The following is a 20,016-nucleotide window of genomic DNA, read 5'->3' as shown; positions in this document are numbered from 1 at the left end:
GCGAGGAGACAGCGGCATGACATGGCGGCCCATGCAGGAAACGGATATGGACGCGGTCACGGCGATTTCCGATGCCGTCCATGGCGATTACACCGAGCCGCTTGAGGTCTATGCCGAGCGGCGCGAATTGTTTCCGTCAGGCTGTTTTGTGTTCGACCGGGGGCAGGGTGTTGAGGGTTATCTGATCACTCACCCTTGGCGCCATGGCGGCCCACCGCCGCTGGGTGAGTTGATGGGGCCGCTGCCTCAGGGGGCGGATTGCCTTTATCTCCATGATCTGGCGCTGCTGCCCAGTGCCCGGGGCTCCGGTGCTGGCGCCAGGGCCGCTGATATGGCGCTGGCCATCGCGGTGGAGCATGGCTTGCACGATATCTATCTGCTGGCGGTCAATGGCGCCGAGACTTTCTGGACCTCACGAGGCTATGTGCCCGTCACGGAGAAGGCGCTGATCGCCTATCTGCGCAAGATCTATGGCGATGTGGTCTATATGCATCAAAGGGTTGAGGTCGCTTCCTAAAGCAGCGGTCCGGCCAGCCGAAACAGGTTCTCCAGAAAGCGCCGATGGCCCGGGCGCTGCGCCCAGCTCTCCTTGCTGAGCGGCGTGGCGTGCCGGAGATAGCCTTCGAGGATGCTATCCAGCTGCGCGCTGACCTGCGCCTCATAGAGGATCAGGCTCATCTCCAGATTGAGGTAGAAGCTGCGCATATCCATATTGACCGTGCCGAACAGCGTGACGTTCTCATCGATCAGCATGGCCTTGGCATGCAGCAGTCCGCCGCTGAAGCACTGGATCTCCACCCCGGCACCCAGCAGTTCATCGAAGCAGGACTGGCTGGCAAATTGCGCCATCCGGCTGTCGCCCTTCTGCGGCACGATGATCTGCACCTTTACACCGCGTTTCGCGGCGGAAGTCAGCGCCAGCAGCACCGCCTGATCGGGCACGAAATAGGGCGTGACGATCCGCACCCGCTCGCGCGCATTGAAGATCGCCGCGACGATGAATTCATAGATCGTGGACCTTGGCATCTCCGGGCCGGAGGGCAGCAGCTGCATGCGCAATGTGCAATCGGGCAGCGGCGGGCGCTGCTTGTCGAAGGGCAGGGTGCGCAGGGCCTCATCATCGATATCGGCGCCCGGCTTGTCGAGCAGATGGTCGGTGTTGAAGACGCAGGCGAAGGCATCGACCATCTCGCCCTCGATCCGCATCATCAGATCGATCCATTCGCCGACATGGGCGTCCGCCTTGAAGAGATGCGGATCGACCAGATTGAAGCTGCCCATATAGGCCACGGCGCGGTCGCAGATCAGCTGCTTGCGATGGTTGCGCAGATCGGTCCGCTTGGAAAAGGAGCGGATCACCGCCACCGGCAGCGAGGGCAGCACGCTGACCCCCGCCGCCTTCAGCCGCGTGGGCCAGGTCGAACGGAAGAAGCCCTTGCTGCCGAAATCATCGGCCAGGATCTTGCAATCGACACCGCGCGCGGCGGCCCTCAACACGGCCTCCAGCACCGAAACCACGCGCCCTTGTGGATCGATGATGTAGAATTCCAGACAGCAGTCGCTGCGCGCCCGGTCGATATCGGCCACCATGCTGTCGAGGATCTGGCCCGCATCGGTCAGGATCGTCTGGTGGTTGCGGCACAGGACCGGAAAGCTGCTTTCCTGCGCGATGGAGGCGGACAGAGCCGGAAAGGGCTCGGGAATGGCGTCGAGACCGGCGCCATCGGCGCCCGCGATGGCATAGGCCTTTTCGTAGAAGCGGCGGATGCGCTGGCCCAGTTCCAGCCGTCGCTCACCCAGGCTGGGCGCGCCGAACAGCACGTAAAGCACCGGCCCGGCGATCGGCATGGCGATCAGCACCACGATCCAGGCCAAGGCACTGTTCACCTGAAGCTTGCGATAGAGCACGCGCAGCGACAGAACCGTTGCCACCACGATATGGATCAGCAGCGGATAGGACAGAGTCGGGAAGGTCTGGAACAAGGGGGCTCCTTCGGGGCTTTGATGGTGTCATACGCATGATGGAAGATGAAGTTTCGTGAAACTCCTCACATGGAACATTCAGGCCGGGATCGGCACGCGGCGTTACCGGGATTATCTGCTGCATGCCCATCGGCAGGTCATCCATACCGCTGCCAAGAATGCCGTTCTGGGCCAGATCGCGCGTGAGGTCACGCCCTTTGATGTCGTCTGCCTGCAGGAGGTCGATCTGGGCGGGCGGCGGGCGGGCTATCGCTCCCAGGTGGAGATGATTGCGCAAGGCTCGGGCCATAGCCATGCGGCTGTGCAGCAGAACCGCGTGGTGCCGGGGGTTTCACGCCACGGCAATGCGATCCTGAGCCGCTGGCCGCTGCGCCTTGTCGAGGATATGAAGCTGCCCGGGCGTCTGGCGGGGCGCGGTTGCCTGATCGTGGATGTCGAAGGGCCGGTGAGGTTGCGGGTGGCCTGCCTGCATCTCAGCCTTGGCGCGGCGGATCAGATGGCGCAGCTGGAGGCGATCCGCACCAGACTGGATGAGGCCCCCAATTGGGTGGCGATGGGCGATTTCAACTGCGGCGCAGGCAGCAGGCCGCTGACGGGCTTTTGCCGGCAGGTGGGCGCCGGGCCGGGCGAGGCCTCGCCCCGCACCTATCCCTCATGGCGGCCAAGGCGGGATTTCGACCATATTCTGGGCAGCCGGGGCCTGACGCTCGGCGATTATCGCGCCGAGCCTCTGGCCTTGTCGGATCACCTGCCGGTCTCGGCCAGCCTTTTTGCGGGCTGACCGGTTTTACTGCCCCGCTTCGGGCGCCTGGCAGATGGTGAAGGGGCCGGGCTTCTTGCCCTCCTTCTTGCCCTCCTTCTTGTCATTGATCATGGCCTCGATCACGAATTCGAACAGCCCGGCCATATTCTGCGCGGGCATCGGCTGGATCAGCGGCAGCACGCGAGCGATCGCCGCGCAGGTCTTGGGCTTCATCGGCTTGCCCGCCACCGCCGCGGTGACGAAGGCGCGCAGCGCGGTCGGATCGTCGCTGGCGAGGAAACCGGACAGCACAGCCTTGGCCGGGTCATCGCTGTTGCCCAGCAGCTTGGTCAGCGTGGCGCGGGTGGCGGGCCATGCCGCGTCGGAAGCGGGCTGATACTGCTTTTGCAATGCTTCGGCGGTGGCGGCAAAGCCTGTTTCGGGCGGCAGCACCTTGCGGCACATGCCATCGACGGCCTGCACGGCGGTTGGCAAGGCGAAGGTCACCACATTCTGCGCTTCGGCCGGGGTGATGCAGGGCGGCGTGGCGCTCTGTGCCAGAGCCTGCGCCGGCAGCGCCAGAACCAATCCCGCCAAGAGGCATGAGCGTAGATGCATGATCAACTCCAGTTCAAGTGGAGCGCTCATGGCATAGTCGACGGGCCGACTAAAGATAAAGCTGGTCAGCCAAGAACTTCTGCACAGATTTTGTGATGATGAATTGGCCGTTTAGTATGCTGCTGCAGTTCAGGCCTCAAAGCGGCGGATCGCAAGGGCAGCGCTCACCAGCAGGGCCCCGCGGGAGAGGAAGCTGATCCCCACCAGCACGGTCAGCATGAACAGGCTGGAGGCAGGCCCGGCCAGCAGCAGGAACAGGCCCAGCACCACATCGATCCCGCCCGACAGCAGCCGCGATTTGCGATGCGCCCGCAGCCGCCACGCGCCGATCACATGGAAGATGCCGGAAACCAGCAGCCAGGCCCCGATCACCCAGATCAGCGATATGGCGCCGCTCAGCGGCTCATCGAAGATGGTGACACCGGCGATCAGCGCCAGCGCGCCCAGCAACAGTTCGGACCAGCGCGGCGCGCCTTCCAGAAACCACAGGGCAATGGCGATGGCGACCACGCCATAGAGCGTCAGGCCGATGGCCAGCATGATCCCGGTGGCCACGCCCGTCGCCAGCGGGTTGAACAGGGCCAGCACGCCCACGGCCATCACCAGCAGCCCATAGGCCAGCAGCCATCCCCAGCCCAGTGAGGCGCGCAAATGGGGGCGATAGGTGTGGATCATCGGCAGGGCCCTCACATGAAGCATCGATGCCTATGCTAACAGGCTTATGCCATGCAGGTTCCAGCCCTTACCGCGCAGGCGTGACCGGATCGACGCGACCGTCGCGCCGTTCCAGCGTCCAGACCGGGGCGGCGGGATCGAAGGGGCGCGTGGCACGCGGTGCCTCCAGACCCTCGACCGACCAGGGCAGGCGCAGCCAGGGGCTGGCCTTGTCTTTCAGCAATTGCGTGATGACATCGTCGAAGTGATCCGGGTCGTTTTTCCCGCGCCACATGTTGCGCGACAGGCGGAAATCCTGCGCATAGTCGGCCCATGAGCTGAAGCGGCGCTGCACATCGCGCGCCGTATCGAGCAGATAGTCCCACATGCGCTCTTCCGACAGCCAGCCCAGCCGCCAGCCCGAACGCGCCACCATCACCGCGCGCGCCGCATCGAAGCCGATCAGATCGGCGCCGCGAATGCCGTCAAGATCGGCCTGAATGGCATCGATCCGCCACAATTCCTCCAGCGCGTCCGGGTTCTCCTGAGCCGCCTCGCGCAGCTCCTCGCGCCGCGCCGCGATCGAGGGGCGCCGCCACAGGCTGTAGCGCCGCAGCTCCAGCCCATGGCCGCGACGATGCCCCTCGCTGCCCAGCCAGCCGAGCACGCGCAGCAGATCCTCCTCGCCTTCCACCGACCAGCCGTCTTTCAGCATTCTGGCGAAATCGGTGCTGTTGGCGCTGTTATCGGCAGGCAGGGCGTTGAGCGGCACCTGATGCTGCACATGATAGGGCGCGCCCAGCGCATAGGCCCAGAGCTGCGCCGCGCTCCAGGCGGGCGGCGCACCGATGTTGATCAGCTTTCCGACCGGCGGGTTCATTGGCTGCCTCCCGCGCGATAGGTCTGGATGGGGGAGAGTGTGCCGTCGCTGTAGACGATCTGCACGGTCACCTTCTTCGTCTCGGCAGGGGCGGAGATGGAAATGGGCACCTCGGGCGGGATGGGCATGGGCCATTGATCGGCATGGGCGGGGACATGGAACGTCTGGTCCGGCGTGTCGCGATCGATGCCGTAATGCACTTCCTTCACCGCGATGGCGCTGGAGATGATCTGCGTGAAATAGACCAGCATCTTGCCGTCGAAGGGGCGCAGCTCCACCCAATGGGCGGTGGTCTGATCCAGAATGGCCCGCGCCTGTTCGCGCGGGGGCTTGTTCATGATGCTGTCCCTGGCCGAGGGGCGCAGCAGGCCGAAGCCCTGCGTGTTCCAGCCCATCACGGCCACCATGATGATCAGGCCGATCAGCAGCATCAGCTGCCTTTCGGAATATTGGCGCTCGGGCTTCCTGCGCGGGGCGGATGCCGTGGCGGCATTGGCCACCAGCGGCTCACCCTCCACCGCCGCGCGCAATCTGGCCAGCACGCGCGGATCGAAGCGTTCGAGCAGGAAATCGCCATGGTCGAGCAGATCGCCCATCACCGCGCGGGCTTCATCCTTCTGTGCCTTGTCGAGCCCGTCAGCGGGAAGTGCCGTGCGCAGCCCCAGAATAAAGCCTGCGATCAGGCCGCCCGGCCCCATGGCCTGCTGGCTCAATGCCTCATACCAGTCTTCCGCCGCCACGCGGGCCAGCAGGATCGAATGGGCCTGAGGGTTGGTGCGGGCCGCCGGGCCATGCGCGTCCCGCCAGTCGAAGCGCGCCACCAGATGGCGGAACAGCTCGGGCGAGAGCGAGCGCTGCAGCGCCATGGTCTCGAACAGCGCGACATTCATCGCTTCAAGGAAAGGATCGTCAGGCCGCCGCACCATGAACAGCGCATTGACCGCCGCGATGGCGCGGGCGGTGTCTCCGGCTTCGCGGAAAGCGGCAATCTGCAGCAGCACGCTGCGGATGGCATCGGTATGATCGTCCGCTGCCGGGGCCGGCTGGGCAGAGGGGGCGGCCTGAAGGCGTTCATAGGCTTCGCGCAGGGCCTGAAAGCCTTCCGGATCGTCCTCGGGATTGACTGTTTTCAGCTTGCGGGCATAGGCGCGGCGGATCGTATCGGCATCATCGGTGGGCTCAAGGCCCAGCAGGGCCCAGTCTTCGGCATTCTGGCTCATTGGATGCGGCTGCCTTCGATCATCTCGATCAGCGCTTCGAGTTGCTCGCACAGCATGGCGGTACGTGTGCGGTCTTCATCATGCAGCGCGGCTTCGAGCAGGGCGATGCCCGCGCCCAGCTGCTCGCGATGGGCGCCGAGGCTTTCCTCATAGGCACGCTCGGCCCTGGCGATCAGCAGGCGGCTTTGCGCGCTTTCACGATCGGGCAGGCGCAGATGGGCGAGGGCGGCCATACGCTCGGCGATTTCCTCCTGGGTGAGGAGGCCGGCATGCTGCTCGATGATGATCTGTTCGGCCACGCCATCGATCAGGCTTTTGGCCGAGACCTGAAGCAGGCCGTTGATATCATAGGTGAAGCGGATTTCGATGCTCTGCTCTTCCCGCTTGCGGGGCTGCAGCTTCAGCTCCAGCGTGCCGAGCGGAATGTTGTCTTTCACAAGGCGGCTTTCGCCCTGAAAGATCCGCACGTTCACCTGCTTCTGGAAATCCTGCATCGGGGTGACGGTCTGCTTGCGGCTGACAGGCACCACCGTGTTGCGCTCGATGATCGGCAGCAGGCGACCGGCACTGACCCCCGCGCCGCCCAGCGATTCCACCACCTCGATGCCCAAAGTGTAGGGCGCGACATCGGTCAGCACCACATCGTCCAGCGCGCCATCGCGCATCTTCAGCCCGGCCTGCACGGCGGCGCCCAGCGCCACGACGCGATCGGGATCGATGCTGTGCAGCGGAAAGCGCCCGAAAAGCGTGGTGGCCAGCTTGCGCACGGCAGGCATGCGCGTGGCGCCGCCCGCCAGCACGACATGGGCCAGATCCTCGCTGCGGATACGGCTGTCGGACAGCGCGCGGGCGACGGGGCGGCGCAAGCGGTCCAGCAAAGGCTCGGTGATGCGAGCGAAGGTCCGGGCGTCCAGCACGGCCTTGGCGCTTTGCCCGGCGACCTCCAGTTCCATCACCGTGCTGTCGCTGGCATCCAGCGCGCGGCGCGCCTGTTCGGCGGCGCGGCGCAGGCGGGCCTGCAGTGAGCCATCCTCTGCCGCCACATCCTCTGCGGCCAGCTGTTCCAGCCCCGTGCTTTGGGCGAACCAGCTGATGATCGCGGCGTCGAAATCCTCGCCGCCAAGGAAATTGTCGCCCGCCGTGGCGCGCACTTCCATCACGCCCTCGAACAGATCGATCACCGAGACGTCAAAAGTGCCGCCGCCCAGATCGAAGACCAGAATCTTGCCCTCGCGCCCGGCCTGCCTTTCGTGCAGCCCATAGGCCAGCGCGGCGGCGGTGGGTTCGTTGAGCACGCGTTCCACCCGCAGCCCGGCCATTTCGCCGGCCACCTTGGTGGCCTTGCGCTGGGCATCGTTGAAATAGGCGGGCACGGTGATGACCGCTTCCTCGACGCTTTGCCCCAGAAAGGCCTCGGCATCGGCCTTGAGGGCGCGCAGCACGAAAGAGGACAGCTCCTCGGCGCGAAAGCTGCGGTCGCCCAGCGTGACGGTGCGGCTGGTGCCCATCAGCCGCTTGAACACGGCGGCCGAGCGCTGCGGATGGCTGACAAGGCGTTCACGCGCGGCGGCACCCACCAGCATCTCGCCATTGCGGTCAAGACTGACAACAGAAGGGGTAAGAAAATCGCCCAGCGCATTGGGGATCAGCACGGCGGCGCCATCCCGCCAGGCTGAAACGAGACTGTTCGTTGTGCCGAGATCTATGCCGATGATCATGAAAACCAATCCAAATTTGCGCGAGGCATAAGAGCGTGGCCGCTTTGCGTCAATCGCGCCGGCGCTTTCTTTACGCTGCTTTGCGCTCCTTGCTGAGGTCTATACGTCAGGGGTGTGGCAGGGTGACAGGATCATAAAAATTTCGCATCTCTACTATGCCATCGATTGCAGTTTCATGGAGCGGTGATTGCGTCAGGCGGTGCCATCCATCCGGTCAGAACCGTGCCTGAAAGGCTGGGCAGGGCGGCCCCAAGGCTTTAGGAAGGCGCCCATGATGCGTCTGTTTATCCTTTTTCTCTCGCTTGTTCTTGCGGTGCCTGTTGCCGCGCCCGCCTTTGCTCAGGATGTCGATGCCGTCGACCCGATCCTGGCGTCCACCAAGGCGCTGGATCAGGCCACCGCCGATTATCAGGCGATCGACACCGCCATGAACAGCCGCGACGGCGCCAATCAGGCCGCCGCGCTGAAAGACCGCGTAGCCGCCGTCAAACAGACGGCGGGCGATCAGGTGACGGCCCTGCAGACGCAGCTCCAGCTGGTGGATGCGCGGGTGGCCCAGCTTGGCCCGGTGACGCCGGGCGTGGTCGAGGCGCCGGACATTCAGGCCCAGCGCAAATTGCTGGCGCAGCAGCGCTCGACCATCGATTCGGCGATCAAGCGTGGCAAGCTGCTGGGCACGGAGGCCGATCAGCTCGCCAATGAAATCGGGCAGAATCAGGCTGATGCCTTTTCCGATCAAATGTCCCAGCGGGTGGCTTCGCCGCTCAGCGGGCAGTTCTGGGGGCCGCTGATCCGCAACGTGCCACGGGACAGCAAGCGCTTCTCGGGCTTTCTGGCCATCGAGATGCACGCCATCCTTCAGGGCATCGAGGGCGGCGGCATGCCCGCCGCGCTGGTTGGCCTGCTCTTCGGCCTTGCGCTGATCGGACCCGCGCGCCTCGCCCTGCGCGCGGCAGGGCGCCGCTATGTGATCGAGCGCGTGCCGGGCAGCCGTATCCGGCGCTCCACTCTGGCCTTGTGGCTGGCGGTTGTGGGCACGCTGGTGCCGTCACTGGCCTTGCTCTCGCTGGTGATGGGGCTGCGCGCCGGGGAGATGATCGCGCCGGCCTGGGCGCCGCTGGTCAGCCATTTCCAGATCGCCAGCCTGATTGCCGCGCTGATCACCGCGCTGGGCGGCGCGCTGCTTCAGCGGCGCCAGCCCTCATGGCGGCTGATCGGCATTTCCGATCATACGGCGCAGATGCTGCGCCCGCTGACCTTCATCGCCTCGGGCGTGACCATGCTGACCACGCTGCTGTTGGCGCTGCGGGATGGCATGGGGGCGAGCGGCCCCTTGCAGGCGGCGGTCGATGCGGTGACGGCTCTGATCTACACCGGACTGGTGATGGCCATTCTGGTCAGTGGCGCGCGGGCCCGCACCCATGCTCACGCCGTTGCGAAAGAAAAGGGCGAGACGCAGGAGGAGAGCGGCGAACAATCCATCATGGCCTTCCTCTCGCTGGCCTCATGGGGACTGCTGATCCTGTCGGTGCTGTCGCTGCTGAGCGGCTATATCGCCTTTGCCTTCTTCCTGATGCGCTTCATGATCTGGGTCGCGGTGGTGGGGGCGACGCTCTATCTGCTGCTGATCGCGGTGGACGATATCTGCACCGCCGCCTTCGACCGTGACAGCAAGCTGGCCACCACCCTCTATCAAGGGTTTGGCGTGCGCCGCAGTCTGGTCGACCAGTTCGGCGTGGCCCTGTCCGCCCTGCTGCGGCTGCTGCTGATCCTGCTGGCGATCGGGCGTGTGTCGCGCCCCTTCGGCTCGGATGTGTCGAGCATCTTCGACCAGCTGAGCCAGATCGCGCAGGGCATCACCATCGGTCAGGTGACGATCTCTCCGGGTGCGATCCTGCGCGCAATGGCGGTGCTGGCGGTGGGCATGTTCATTGCGCGCTCCCTTCAGCGCTGGCTGACCGGGCGCTATCTGCCCGCCACCGATCTGGATGCGGGCGCACAGAACTCCATCGCCATGGTCACGCGGTATATCGGCCTGATCCTGGCGGTGCTGTGGGCGATGGCCTCGCTGGGGATCGGGGTCGAGAAGATTGCGCTGCTGCTTTCTGCGCTGTCGGTCGGCATCGGTTTCGGCCTTCAGGCGATCACGCAGAATTTCGTGTCGGGCCTGATCCTGCTGGCCGAGCGCCCGGTGAAGATCGGCGACTGGGTGAAGATCGGCGATCAGGAAGGCGATGTGAAGAAGATCAGCGTGCGCGCCACCGAGATCCAGATCGCGGATCGCTCGACGCTGATCGTGCCCAATTCCGAGCTGATCACCAAGAGCATCGTCAACAAGACCCTTGCCGACCCGCTGGGGCGCATCCAGTTGCAATTCTCCGTGCCGCTGGGCAGCGATGTCGAGCAGATCCGCCATATGGTGATGGAGATCTACGAAGCGCAGCCCGCCGTGATCGCCGATCCCAAGCCCAGCCTCTATATCGATACGATCATCGACGGGCGGATCAACTTCAACGGCTTTGCCTTCGTGAACTCGCCACGCGCGGTCTATGCGACGCGCAGCGATATCTGGTTCCGCCTGCTCTCCGAACTGCCTGCCGCGGGGATCGAGCTGGGCACCACGCCTCAGCAGGTGCAGTGGATCGGCATGCCGACGGGCGATGGCGCGGATGAGGCGGGGCCGGGCTGAGGACCGCCCTTCCGGGATTATGCCGAAAGATCAGCGCGGATCGCCTCTTTATCGCACATGATGCCGGAACGGTCGCTTTTCTGGCGATCAGCCGGGGTGAGGCGGTCGCCTGCCGCGCGCCATGGCTGCTAACCCGCCAGCAACAATTCAGCGGAGGCTTCCATGCGCAGAACAATCATGCTCGGTTTTGGAGCAGCGGGCATGCTTGCGGCTGTGCCTGCCCAGGCCGACCCCATTCCCGATAGCATCGCCGCCATGATCCATGCGGCTGCCGACACCGGCAATGCGGTGACGCTCAAGACCGTGGCGGATCTGGCGAAAAAGACCAATCCGAACGCTGCCAAGGAGATCGATGAACTGGCCACCGGCCTGCAGAAACAGGCCGATGACAAGCAGATTGCCAAGGTCCGCACGCAAAAGCCGTGGCAAGGCTGGAAGGGGCAGGGGCAGGCCGGTCTCAACAACACGACCGGCACCACCGATACGACCGGCATTTCGCTGGGCCTCAATCTGGTGCGCAATGGCATCAAATGGCGGCATACGGTGATCGCCTCGGCCAATTATGCGCGGCAGAATGGCGTCACCACCGCCAATCAGCATGCCGTCAGCTATCAGATGGATTACAAGCTGAACGACCGCTTCTTCGTGATGGGGCTGGTCAGCTGGGAAGGCGATCGCTTCTCGGGCTTCGAACGCCGCTTCAGCGAGACTTTGGGCGCGGGCTATACGGCGATCAAGACGCCGACCATGACGCTGAACCTCACCGCCGGTCCCGCCTTGCGCCAGACGCGCTATGTGCCGGACTATCAGATCACCACCGGCTATGATGACGGCAAGCTGGCCGGTCGCGCGGGGCTGGACTACAGCTGGACCATCCGCCCCGGCGTGGTCTTCACCGAAAACGCCACCTATTACGGCCAGAGCGGCGACAGCACGCTGACCGCCAACACGGCGTTGACGATGAAGGTGTTCGGCAGGCTATCGGTACAGGCGGGCTTTCTGGTCGATCACGAAACCCAGCCGCCGGTGGGTCTGGCCAAGACCAACACAACCTCGCGCCTGACCTTTGTCTATGGCTTCTGATGCGGTTCGTCAGGTGACTTGATTGGTGGCAACCATTTCATTAGATTGAATTTATGTTGATCCGCTCTTCGGCTCTGCGCCGCTTCGCCGCTTTGCCTTTACTCTGGTTGTGTGCTTCGGTGCCGGTCGAGGCGGGCGCCGCACCCGACTTTTTCTCGGCGGCGCTGTGCCAGCCGCCCTATTCCTTCGACCATGCCAACACGCTGTATGAGGCTGCTGAAAAGCTGACCAAGCCGGATATGTCGATGATGGGCGCGGCGGTCTATCATCTGCCCGCGCCGGTCACCCGGGATGGTTTTACCACGCAGGATGTGATCTTCGCCGGTTCCGCGGTGGGCGTGCTGATCGAGGGCCATGTCGCGGAGGAACTGGCGCAAAAATACCAGCTGGAGCGCGAGAAAAATCATTTGTTTGGTGCCTCCACGCTGGGTTTCTCGCGTCGCTTGCCCGATGCGGATCAGGGTATGAAGGATCTGGGGCTGATCTCGCTTGTCGCGCGTGAAGGTCCGGCGATGCCGGGCAAGACGATGCTGGTCTGCGAATTCGATTCCAATGAGGATCTCGAAGCGATGAAGGCTTTGGAGAAATACTCCTCGGGCCAATAGGATCAGGCGCGGCGCAGCCTTTTCCAGCCGATCCACACCCCGCTGACCGAGGTGACCAGCCCCAGCAGCGACCACACCCACAGCCAGATGTCCCAGATCGGGCGGTTGTGGGTGAGGGCGTTGAGGTCCCATTTGTGAAGCAGGTCGAAGAGCCAGCGATAGGTGCGGCGGCGGGCATCGAGATGCTCAAGGATGGCGCCGGTCTCGGGATCGATATGCAGCCAGCTTTGCGCCGGATCGTCAAAGCGCAGGCGCAGGATCGGCAGGCGGGGCAGGGCGCCCACATCGTACCAATAGGCATCGGGCGCGGTCAGGCGCTCGATGGCGATGAGGTGGCCTGAGGGCACGAGGGCGCGCACGGATCGGGCAATCGCGGCGTCTGCGGGCCCTGCGGCTTGCCCGGTGGCGGCGTCATAAACCTTCCGCTGGCCATCGCCGCCAAAGGTGGATATCCGCGCCAGCCCGCCATCGCGGGACAGGCGGATTTGCCGGGCATCGCGCCCCAGATCGCGCAATCGCTCAAGCGTCACCGGGGGCATTGGCGCGGCCATGGCATAGGCCTTCTCCGCCTGCTCCGGCAAAGCGGCCTTCTGAAAGACCCGTCCCGGATCGACCGACAGCCAGCCGCTGAAAATCCATGTCAGCAGGAACAGGCCGCCGCCCAGACCTGCCACATGATGCCACAGCATCCAGCCGTGATAGGGCGTCATCCGCCCGCCCTTGAAGCGCCTTTTGCCCATGCGGGTGCGCAGCAGGCCGATCCAGATCCCGGCCAGCGCTCCGGCGATGCAGGGGCCCGAGACCCACAGCACCACCTGCCGCCACGCCGCATTGTCCTGCCTCAGCACGGTGGGATAGAGCCAGTGCGGCACCGATCCCAGCCAGTTCCAGAAGCGGCTATGTCCTGTGGTGGCCTGCACCACCGCGCCGCTGCTGGAGGACACGTAAAGCTGCGTGCCCGCCGCATCGGCCAGGCTGACCTTCCACAAAGGGCGATGGCGGTCGAAGCCCCCGGCCACGGTCCATTGATCGCGGGCGATCTGTTCGACCGCGCGCGCCGGAGCATGGCCGAAGCCTTGGGCTACCCGCGCCGCGAAAGCCCCATCCACCGGGCGCAACTCGGCACCGTGATGGGCGGGGAGGGTGATGGCGGGGCTGCCCCAGGGCTCGATCCGCCAGACAGGCTGGCCATCGCGCATCTCCAGCGTCAGACCGCGGGTATTGCTGGAAAGGGGCGGCGGCACATCCACGGCCCGCCAGTCGATGGCCTGCGCCCCCGCCAGCTTTTGGGCCAGCGAAAGCGAGGGATAGGGCACATAGATCATCACCAGCCCCGAGGCGAACCACATGGCAAACAGCAGGCAGGTGACGATCCCCACCCAGCGATGGGTCAGGTAAAGCCAGCGTTTTGCCTGATGTTGCCATGCCACGGTTTTAGCGCCTCAGAACTTGGTACGCAGTGACACGTCCACCGAACGCGGGCGGCCCAGAATCCACTGCTCGTCATTGTAGGTGGTCTGGGCGTAGGCCTTGTCCAGCAGGTTGTAGATGTGGACATCCACCGCCGCATGCCGGTTCAAAGCATAGGACAGCCCCGCATCCACCACGGCGTAAGCGGGCACGCGGAAGGTGTTGGCCGTATCCGAGTAGGTGTGGCCCACATAACGCAGCCCGGCCTGAGCGCGGATCTGCTTGGTCGCATCCCAGCGCAGCCAAAGATTGGCGGCCTGCTGCGGCACATTGGGCGGCGCCTTGCCGTTGAAGCTGACTCCGCCGGAGTAGAAATCGTCGTAACGCGCCTTCAGCACCGTGCCATTGGCGTCGATCCCGAAACCGGCGGGCAGGTTGAGCGACACCGCAGCCTCGATCCCCTTCGACGATTGCTGCCCCACCTGCTGGATCGGGCTGCTGAGCGTCTGCTGGTACAGCAGTCCCTTCTTCACAATGCGATAGGCCGCCAGCGTGGCCGTGCCGCGCCCGCCCCAGAAGCTGCCCTTGGCGCCCACTTCCACCTGATTGCCGGTGGCGTTGCTGAACTGGGTCTGGGCGGTGGAATAGGTGGTCAGCGTGCCCAGCGGATCGGTGCCGGTGCTGTATTGCGCATAGAGCGAAACCGTCGGGATCGGCTGATAGACGCCGCCGACGCGCCAGGTGGTGTTGGTCAGCCTCTTGTCGAAGGCGAAGGTGTCAACGCCGCCATTGCCGGTGGGATAGGTGCGGGTCCAGCGCTTGATCTCGTCATTCTCGTGCCGGATGCCGGTGATCAGCGAGAATTGTTCGCCAAACTTCAGCCGGTCTTCGGCGAAGAAGGCATATTCGGTGGTCTGGGTGCGATAGCGCGGAGCGATGCCCTGCGTGTCATAGAACAGGCCCGGGTTGAAGCCGGTGGGGGTGACGCTGTCTTCCTGCGTGTCCGATCCGAAATCGTTGGAATAGGTCAGCTGGATGCTGTTCACATCGAAACCGGCAACCAGATCGGTGCTGATGGTATCGCTCAGCGGGATCTTGAACGTCACGCTGCCCTGATCCCCCCATTGGGTCTGGTCATGGCCGATGCCGTAATTGTCGGTGCGATAGATGTTGCCGGGCGTGGCGGGGCTGTAGTTGTAGCCATTGTGGCAATTGCCGTCGGCGGCCACCCAGCAATAGCTTTCCAGATCGCGCCACTGGCGTTTGCTGGTCAGCACATAGCCCAGATTGGTGAGGCTGATGCTGTCAGACGGCGTCCAGTCGGTCTGCAGGGTGGCGCGGTTGTCGCGATAGCGGATATGCGCGTCGCCCACATTGTAGTTCTGGTGGCGCAGGCCCAGATCCAGCCTGCCATTCACCAGCGGCGTGCCGGTGTATTTCATCGGATGCTGGTCGCCGTAATCATCGCGCAGGGTGAAGGTCAGCGTGTCGGTGGTCGCCCAGCGCACAGTGGCGGACAGCGCCAGACTGTCCGAATGGCCGCGATCGACATAGCCATCCGAACGGCGATAGCTGGCATCGACGCGATAGGACAGGCGCTCGCCGATCGGCCCGCCAAGCCCCGCTGCGGCATGGAAGGTGTTCTGCGAGCCATAGCCGATCTCGCTCTCGAACTCGGTGCGCTGCGTGTTGGGCTTGCGCATGATGACATTGACCGCGCCGCCCAGCGAGCCCTGCCCATAGAGCACCGAGGCCGGGCCGCTCAGCACATCGATGCGCTCGGCCATCCACGGGTCGGTGGGGAAGGTGATGGTGCCCGCCGCCGGGAAGAGGCGCACACCGTCGATCAGCTGCAGGATCGAGCCTTGGCCGCTGAACCCACGCGCAGCCAGCGCCGTGCCGCCATTGCCGGGATTGCCGATGTTGAAGAAGCCGGGCGCGCGGGCCTCGGCTTCGGCAATGGACATATCGCCGCGCGCGCGGATTGCCTCGCCATCGATGCTGGTGATCGAGGCCGGGGTCTGCAGCGGGGTGAGGTTGAGGCGGCTGCCGGTGGCATCGGGCCGCGTCAGGGTCTGGGTCTGCTGGCCGATCACAAGGATGTTGTCGGCGTCCTGAGCGCTCTGGGCGGCGGCGGGCGCGGCGCAAAGCGGCACCAGCACCGAAGCGCCCAGGCAGGCGCGGCGCAGTGCCGGCGCATGGGTGAAGATGGTCATGAATGTTCCCCCTGAAGAGACGGATCTTGCTCTATGGCTTTGAAAAGGCGCCGGGTTGGCGGCTTTCACCGCGCCTGCGGACCTGCCGTGGCAAAGCGATGCTGCCCGATCATGATCTTTCCCCCGACGCCAGACGACGGGCAGGGGGCAAGGCCTGCCCCGCGCACAGGCGCAGGGCATCCCCTCGCCGAAACAGGCGGGCAGGCGTTGATGCCCGCTGCCCCGGCGCTCATGGCCCCCGGCCATGCTGTTCGTCGCTCAGACGGAAATGCAACCGTGCCTTGGCCATCCCCTGGGCCGGGCAAGAGCGACACGCAGCGGCAGGTCTCCTGGCTCACGGGTCGTCGCGCGGTACAAACCTTCCCGGGCCTCGCATGATTTTGCGTCCGGCCCAGTGGCTGCATCCTGACGTTTTGGCAGGATGCCCTTGTATCGCACTCGCCGCTCACAGTTGCAGGGACAGCCCGGTTTCGGATCGGATGATCCTCACCATGTTCCCTATTAAGCCCTTGCGGGCACCGATGCGGGTGGAAGGCAGATGCCTTCGGCCCGGCTCTCAACAGAATCTGTACCCCCGCGCAAGGTGAAAATGCTCTGGCGGGGCAGATGCAATCGGGCGTGGCGCAAATGACGCATTATTCTCTATCAAACCTATAGACAATTGGCAATGACACGCGCATGCGGATCGTCAGGCAAAGATGGAGACAGACTATGGCCCACCCTGAAGACCAGACAGAGAAACAGCCATGGGCCGAGATCCCGGCCCCGGACCGCCGCAGCCTGCTGACCGGCGGCATGATGACGATGGGCGCTCTGGCTTCGGCCAGCTGGGCCAACACGGCTTCGGCAGCGACGGCGGGAGAGGTGATCACCCCGGCGGCAAGTGTGGGTATTCCGGCGGGCAAGGCAGGTGGAACGCTGCCGCTGCGGCCCTCCACCTTCTCGGGCAAGAGCGAATGGGGCTATCACACCGCTGCCCAGCCCACGCCTCAGCCCGCCTCGGTGCGGACGGGGGAGGAGGTGCTGCCAACCCATCCGCGCCCCTACACCGATATCAAGAGCTACCACGCCCATATCTATTTCGATGAGGACAATCACTACAAGGCGGCCCTGCTGCGCCGCTGGGTGGCCGAACGTTTCGATGTGGAGCTGGGCGACTGGAATCTGAAGCCGCGCGGGCCTCATGTGACGCCCAGCTTCTATTTCGGCTTCCAGAACGAGCTGCTGCCGGTGGTGATCCCATGGCTCCAGCTCAACAGCTTGGGTCTGACCATCCTGATCCATCCCAACAGCGACAATGCGCGGTCGGACCATCTCTATTACGCTTTGTGGGTGAACCGCTCGCAGCCGGTGAACGCCTACAGCATGAAGGCGGTGGATGACAGCATCGAGGTCTTCACCAACACCCAGCCCAGCGTGCCGATCGAAACCTGATCCTTTCCGGAGAGCTTGATGGGCAAACTTCTTCTTGGGCTGGTTCTGGCGGCCAGCCTGTCCGGGGCGGCCTCTGCCCAGACTGACTCCGACCCGCCGCACGATCCCCGGCATCCCGCCCGCCTTGAACAGATCCGCTATCCCACGGGCGGGGTGCAGGTGCCCGCGCGGCTGTTTGTGGCCTCCGGCGCGGGGCTGCATCCCACTGTGCTGTTGCTGCATGGCTTTCCCGGCACGGAGCTGAACCTCGATCTGGCGCGGGTGTTTCAGCGCAAGGGCTGGAATGTGCTGGCGATCCATTATCGCGGCGTCTGGGGCGCGCCCGGCGCTTTCAGCTTCAGCCATACGGTGGAGGATGCTCATGCCGCTCTGGCCTGGCTGCGCTCACCTGCGGCGGCGGCCTATGGCGTCGATCCCGGGCGGATCGTGGCGGCGGGGCACAGCATGGGCGGCTTCGACACGCTGATGCTGGGCGATGACAGGGAGGTGGCCGGCTATGTGCTGATCTCGGCGGCCAATCTGGGCAAGAGCCGGGCCCTGAATGGCGATGCCAGACAGCGCGCGAATTTCGCTGATGAGGCCAGCTACACCAATGCCAGCGTGGAGGCTCTGGCTGCCGATGTGCAGGCCTATGCCGGTGATTGGGACTGGAACAAGCGCGCCGCTCTGCTGGCCGGGCGCCCGGTGCTGGTGCTCACCTCTGAGGATGGGCTGGCACCGACCGATGAGGCGGCTGCTGCGGCGGTGGAGGCGGCAGGCGGCCCCAGACCGACGGTGGTGCATCTTGCCACCGATCACAGCTACAACGACCACCGCGTGGCTCTGGCGACGGTGATTGCCGACTGGCTGGCGGCAAACTTCCCGGCGCGCTGATGATGAAAGGAGCGTGGCAGAGGCCACGCTCCTTCATGAGGTCAGGGCTTTTTGGCGGCCTGCTGCTTGGCGGTGTCCAGCGGGATCACCTGCTTGGCCTTGGCATAGCTGTCCCAGTCGGCCAGCAGTTCCTTCAGCCTGGCTGGCTCGCTGGCGGAGAGGTCGGTGGTTTCGCCCGGATCGCGCGCCAGATTGTAGAGGCGCCACTGATTGTCGCCCACGCCCTTTTTCAGATAGACGGGGGCATCGGCCTCGGCGGCGGGCAGATAGACGATCTTCCAGTCGCCCTTGCGCAGGCCGCGGCGGTAGAACAGCTCGTAACCCAGCGCTTCCTCGGGCGAGCGCACGGTTTCGCTCTGGCCCGCCAGCAGCTGGCTCCAGCTATGGCCTTCATGGGGCAGGATGGGATGGCCGTTGAAGCTGGCAGGCTGGGTCAGACCCGCGAGTTGCAGCAGCGTGGGGGCGATATCGGTGACGCTGAGGTTGGCGGTGTTGATCCGCCCACCCTGCACGCCCGCGCCGGAGGCAAAGGCGGTGGTGCGAATGCCGCCCTCGGTGGGATAGGATTTGACGAGGCGTGAGGGCACGGCATTGGCCTCGGCCCAGCCCGGACCATAGCCGACATAGGAATTGGCCTTGCCCAGATTGCCGAGGCTGTTGTCGATCTTGAGCAACTGGTTGAAATTGCCGCCCTTGGGGCCGGTGATCACATTGCCCTCGGGGCCATTGTCGGCCAGGAAGATGATGGTGGTGTTGTCATAGCGCCCGGTGCGCTTCAGCTCCGCGATCACGCGGCCGACATTCTGGTCCAGCCGGTCGACCATGGCGGCGTAGATTTCCATCTTGCGGGATTCGAAGGCTTTTTCTTCAGGTGTCAGGCTGTCCCATGGCTTGGCCAGCTCATGGGCATGGGCCACGGCATCCTGAGGCACCAGACCCAGCTCTTTCTGCCGGGCGAGGCGCTGCGCCTTGAGCACATCGTAACCGGCATCATAGCGGCCCTTGTAGCGGGCGATATCCTCGGGCGGGGCCTGCATCGGCCAATGCGGGCCGGTGAAGGTCAGATAGGCGAAGAAGGGCGTGGTATCGCCGGTTTTCGCGCTCTGATCCAGAAAGCCGATCAGCTTGTCGGCGAACTGGTCGTCGACATATTTGCCTTGCGGATAATGGACTTCCTTCAGTCCCTCGCGCCATGTGGAACGCTCTCCGGCCTTGCCCCATGCCGCGGTCTGATCGGCGCCGAAATGATTGCTCAGCCCCTGAAGCAGGGCATAGGACTGGTCGAAACCGCGCGCCGCCGGGCTGGTCTGCTCGGTCAGGCCCAGATGCCATTTGCCCGCCATCAGCGTGTGATAACCGCCCGCCTTCAGCAGCTCGGCAATCGAGGCGACGCGGTTGTTGAGGAAGCCTTCATAGCCATCATGCCCGCGCTGGCTGGCATCGAGCAGCTCGGCCATCGAGCCCAGCCCTGCCTCATGATTGTCCACGCCCGAGAGCAGTTCGGAGCGTGTGGGCGAGCAGGTGGGGGCGGTGTGGAAGCCGGTGAAACGCACGCCCTTCAGCGCCAGCGCATCAAGGTTGGGCGTGCGGATCTCGCCACCGAAAGCGCCAAGGTCCGACCAGCCCAGATCGTCGGCCACGATGACCAGAAAGTTGGGGCGGCTCTGCGCCTGAGGGGCCTGCGTGGCGGGCGCGGCGGTTTGGGCCAGCGCCGGGGCGGCCCATAGGGTGCTCAGGCTGGTGGCGGCCAGAAGTCCCAACGTAAGGGGTGCCAGCGCGAGAGATTTGAAAGATCGACGTTTTGCCACCGGATGCTTCCCCTTTGGTCGGTGCAGAGCATCATGCGTGATAGCGGAATGGCGCATGATGCTCCGGGTTTTTGTGATTGCGT

Annotated in this window: 16 protein-coding genes and 1 riboswitch; of the genes, 7 read left to right on the top strand and 9 right to left on the bottom strand. The window is 64.6% G+C overall.

Annotation, left to right across the window (positions count from 1 at the left end; all coding sequences use genetic code 11):
* Nucleotides 1–16: 16 nt before the first annotated feature.
* Nucleotides 17–517: a GNAT family N-acetyltransferase gene (locus HGK27_RS11145; RefSeq protein WP_206240587.1), complete on the top strand. Its 501-nt coding sequence runs from the start codon at nt 17–19 to the stop codon at nt 515–517.
* Here the strand turns inward: HGK27_RS11145 and cls are convergent.
* Nucleotides 514–1,983, bottom strand: a complete 1,470-nt coding sequence (cls, locus tag HGK27_RS11140; RefSeq protein WP_241127045.1) for a cardiolipin synthase — start codon at nt 1,981–1,983, stop codon at nt 514–516. The genes HGK27_RS11145 and cls overlap by 4 nt on opposite strands.
* A 55-nt stretch (nt 1,984–2,038) precedes the next feature.
* Between cls and HGK27_RS11135 the strand changes: the two genes are divergently transcribed.
* On the top strand, nt 2,039–2,764 hold the full coding sequence (locus HGK27_RS11135) for an endonuclease/exonuclease/phosphatase family protein (RefSeq protein ID WP_206240586.1): 726 nt from the start codon (nt 2,039–2,041) through the stop codon (nt 2,762–2,764).
* Nucleotides 2,765–2,770: 6 nt separating this feature from the next.
* On the opposite strand, the gene HGK27_RS11130 is transcribed toward HGK27_RS11135, so the two are convergent.
* The 5 genes from HGK27_RS11130 to HGK27_RS11110 all read right to left on the bottom strand — a co-directional run bounded on the left by HGK27_RS11130 (nt 2,771) and on the right by HGK27_RS11110 (nt 7,815).
* The gene (locus tag HGK27_RS11130) at nt 2,771–3,343 is read right to left on the bottom strand and encodes a hypothetical protein (protein WP_206240585.1); all 573 of its coding nucleotides are present in this window, start codon (nt 3,341–3,343) and stop codon (nt 2,771–2,773) included.
* A gap of 129 nt (nt 3,344–3,472) precedes the next feature.
* Nucleotides 3,473–4,042, bottom strand: coding sequence for an HdeD family acid-resistance protein (locus HGK27_RS11125; RefSeq protein ID WP_241127044.1), 570 nt, complete (start codon nt 4,040–4,042; stop codon nt 3,473–3,475).
* Between the two features lie 43 nt (nt 4,043–4,085).
* Nucleotides 4,086–4,877, bottom strand: coding sequence for a DUF1266 domain-containing protein (locus HGK27_RS11120; RefSeq protein ID WP_206240584.1), 792 nt, complete (start codon nt 4,875–4,877; stop codon nt 4,086–4,088).
* Nucleotides 4,874–6,097: a J domain-containing protein gene (locus tag HGK27_RS11115; RefSeq protein WP_206240583.1), complete on the bottom strand. Its 1,224-nt coding sequence runs from the start codon at nt 6,095–6,097 to the stop codon at nt 4,874–4,876. Before HGK27_RS11115 ends, HGK27_RS11120 begins: the two co-directional genes overlap by 4 nt.
* On the bottom strand, nt 6,094–7,815 hold the full coding sequence (locus HGK27_RS11110; protein WP_206240582.1) for an Hsp70 family protein: 1,722 nt from the start codon (nt 7,813–7,815) through the stop codon (nt 6,094–6,096). Before HGK27_RS11110 ends, HGK27_RS11115 begins: the two co-directional genes overlap by 4 nt.
* 271 nt (nt 7,816–8,086) lie before the next feature.
* Here HGK27_RS11110 and HGK27_RS11105 point away from each other — a divergent pair, with 271 nt between their 5' ends.
* The 3 genes from HGK27_RS11105 (at nt 8,087) to HGK27_RS11095 (ending at nt 12,192) form a co-directional block, all read left to right on the top strand.
* Nucleotides 8,087–10,504, top strand: coding sequence for a DUF3772 domain-containing protein (locus HGK27_RS11105; protein WP_206240581.1), 2,418 nt, complete (start codon nt 8,087–8,089; stop codon nt 10,502–10,504).
* A gap of 162 nt (nt 10,505–10,666) precedes the next feature.
* The gene (locus HGK27_RS11100; protein WP_206240580.1) at nt 10,667–11,587 is read left to right on the top strand and encodes a DUF481 domain-containing protein; all 921 of its coding nucleotides are present in this window, start codon (nt 10,667–10,669) and stop codon (nt 11,585–11,587) included.
* Between the two features lie 53 nt (nt 11,588–11,640).
* Nucleotides 11,641–12,192: a hypothetical protein gene (locus HGK27_RS11095; protein ID WP_206240579.1), complete on the top strand. Its 552-nt coding sequence runs from the start codon at nt 11,641–11,643 to the stop codon at nt 12,190–12,192.
* Nucleotides 12,193–12,194: 2 nt separating this feature from the next.
* Here the strand turns inward: HGK27_RS11095 and HGK27_RS11090 are convergent, their stop codons facing one another.
* A complete protein-coding gene (locus HGK27_RS11090) occupies nt 12,195–13,622 on the bottom strand; it encodes a hypothetical protein (protein ID WP_206240578.1) in 1,428 nt (475 codons plus the stop codon).
* Between the two features lie 12 nt (nt 13,623–13,634).
* The gene (locus HGK27_RS11085; RefSeq protein WP_206240577.1) at nt 13,635–15,818 is read right to left on the bottom strand and encodes a TonB-dependent receptor; all 2,184 of its coding nucleotides are present in this window, start codon (nt 15,816–15,818) and stop codon (nt 13,635–13,637) included.
* Nucleotides 15,819–16,120: 302 nt separating this feature from the next.
* Nucleotides 16,121–16,356, bottom strand: a riboswitch (cobalamin riboswitch).
* Nucleotides 16,357–16,529: 173 nt separating this feature from the next.
* On the opposite strand from HGK27_RS11085, the gene HGK27_RS11080 reads away from it, so the two are divergent.
* Nucleotides 16,530–17,252 carry a DOPA 4,5-dioxygenase family protein gene (locus tag HGK27_RS11080; RefSeq protein ID WP_206240576.1) on the top strand — a complete coding sequence of 241 codons (723 nt, stop codon included), beginning with the start codon at nt 16,530–16,532 and terminating at the stop codon, nt 17,250–17,252.
* An 18-nt stretch (nt 17,253–17,270) separates the two neighbouring features.
* A complete protein-coding gene (locus HGK27_RS11075; RefSeq protein WP_206240575.1) occupies nt 17,271–18,125 on the top strand; it encodes an alpha/beta hydrolase in 855 nt (284 codons plus the stop codon).
* A gap of 41 nt (nt 18,126–18,166) precedes the next feature.
* Here HGK27_RS11075 and HGK27_RS11070 read toward each other — a convergent pair whose 3' ends face one another.
* On the bottom strand, nt 18,167–19,885 hold the full coding sequence (locus tag HGK27_RS11070; protein WP_241127043.1) for an arylsulfatase: 1,719 nt from the start codon (nt 19,883–19,885) through the stop codon (nt 18,167–18,169).
* Nucleotides 19,886–20,016 lie beyond the last annotated feature (131 nt).

The organism is Novosphingobium terrae (genome assembly GCF_017163935.1).
GTDB lineage: Bacteria > Pseudomonadota > Alphaproteobacteria > Sphingomonadales > Sphingomonadaceae > Novosphingobium > Novosphingobium terrae.
This window is presented reverse-complemented; position numbering and strand designations above follow the sequence as displayed.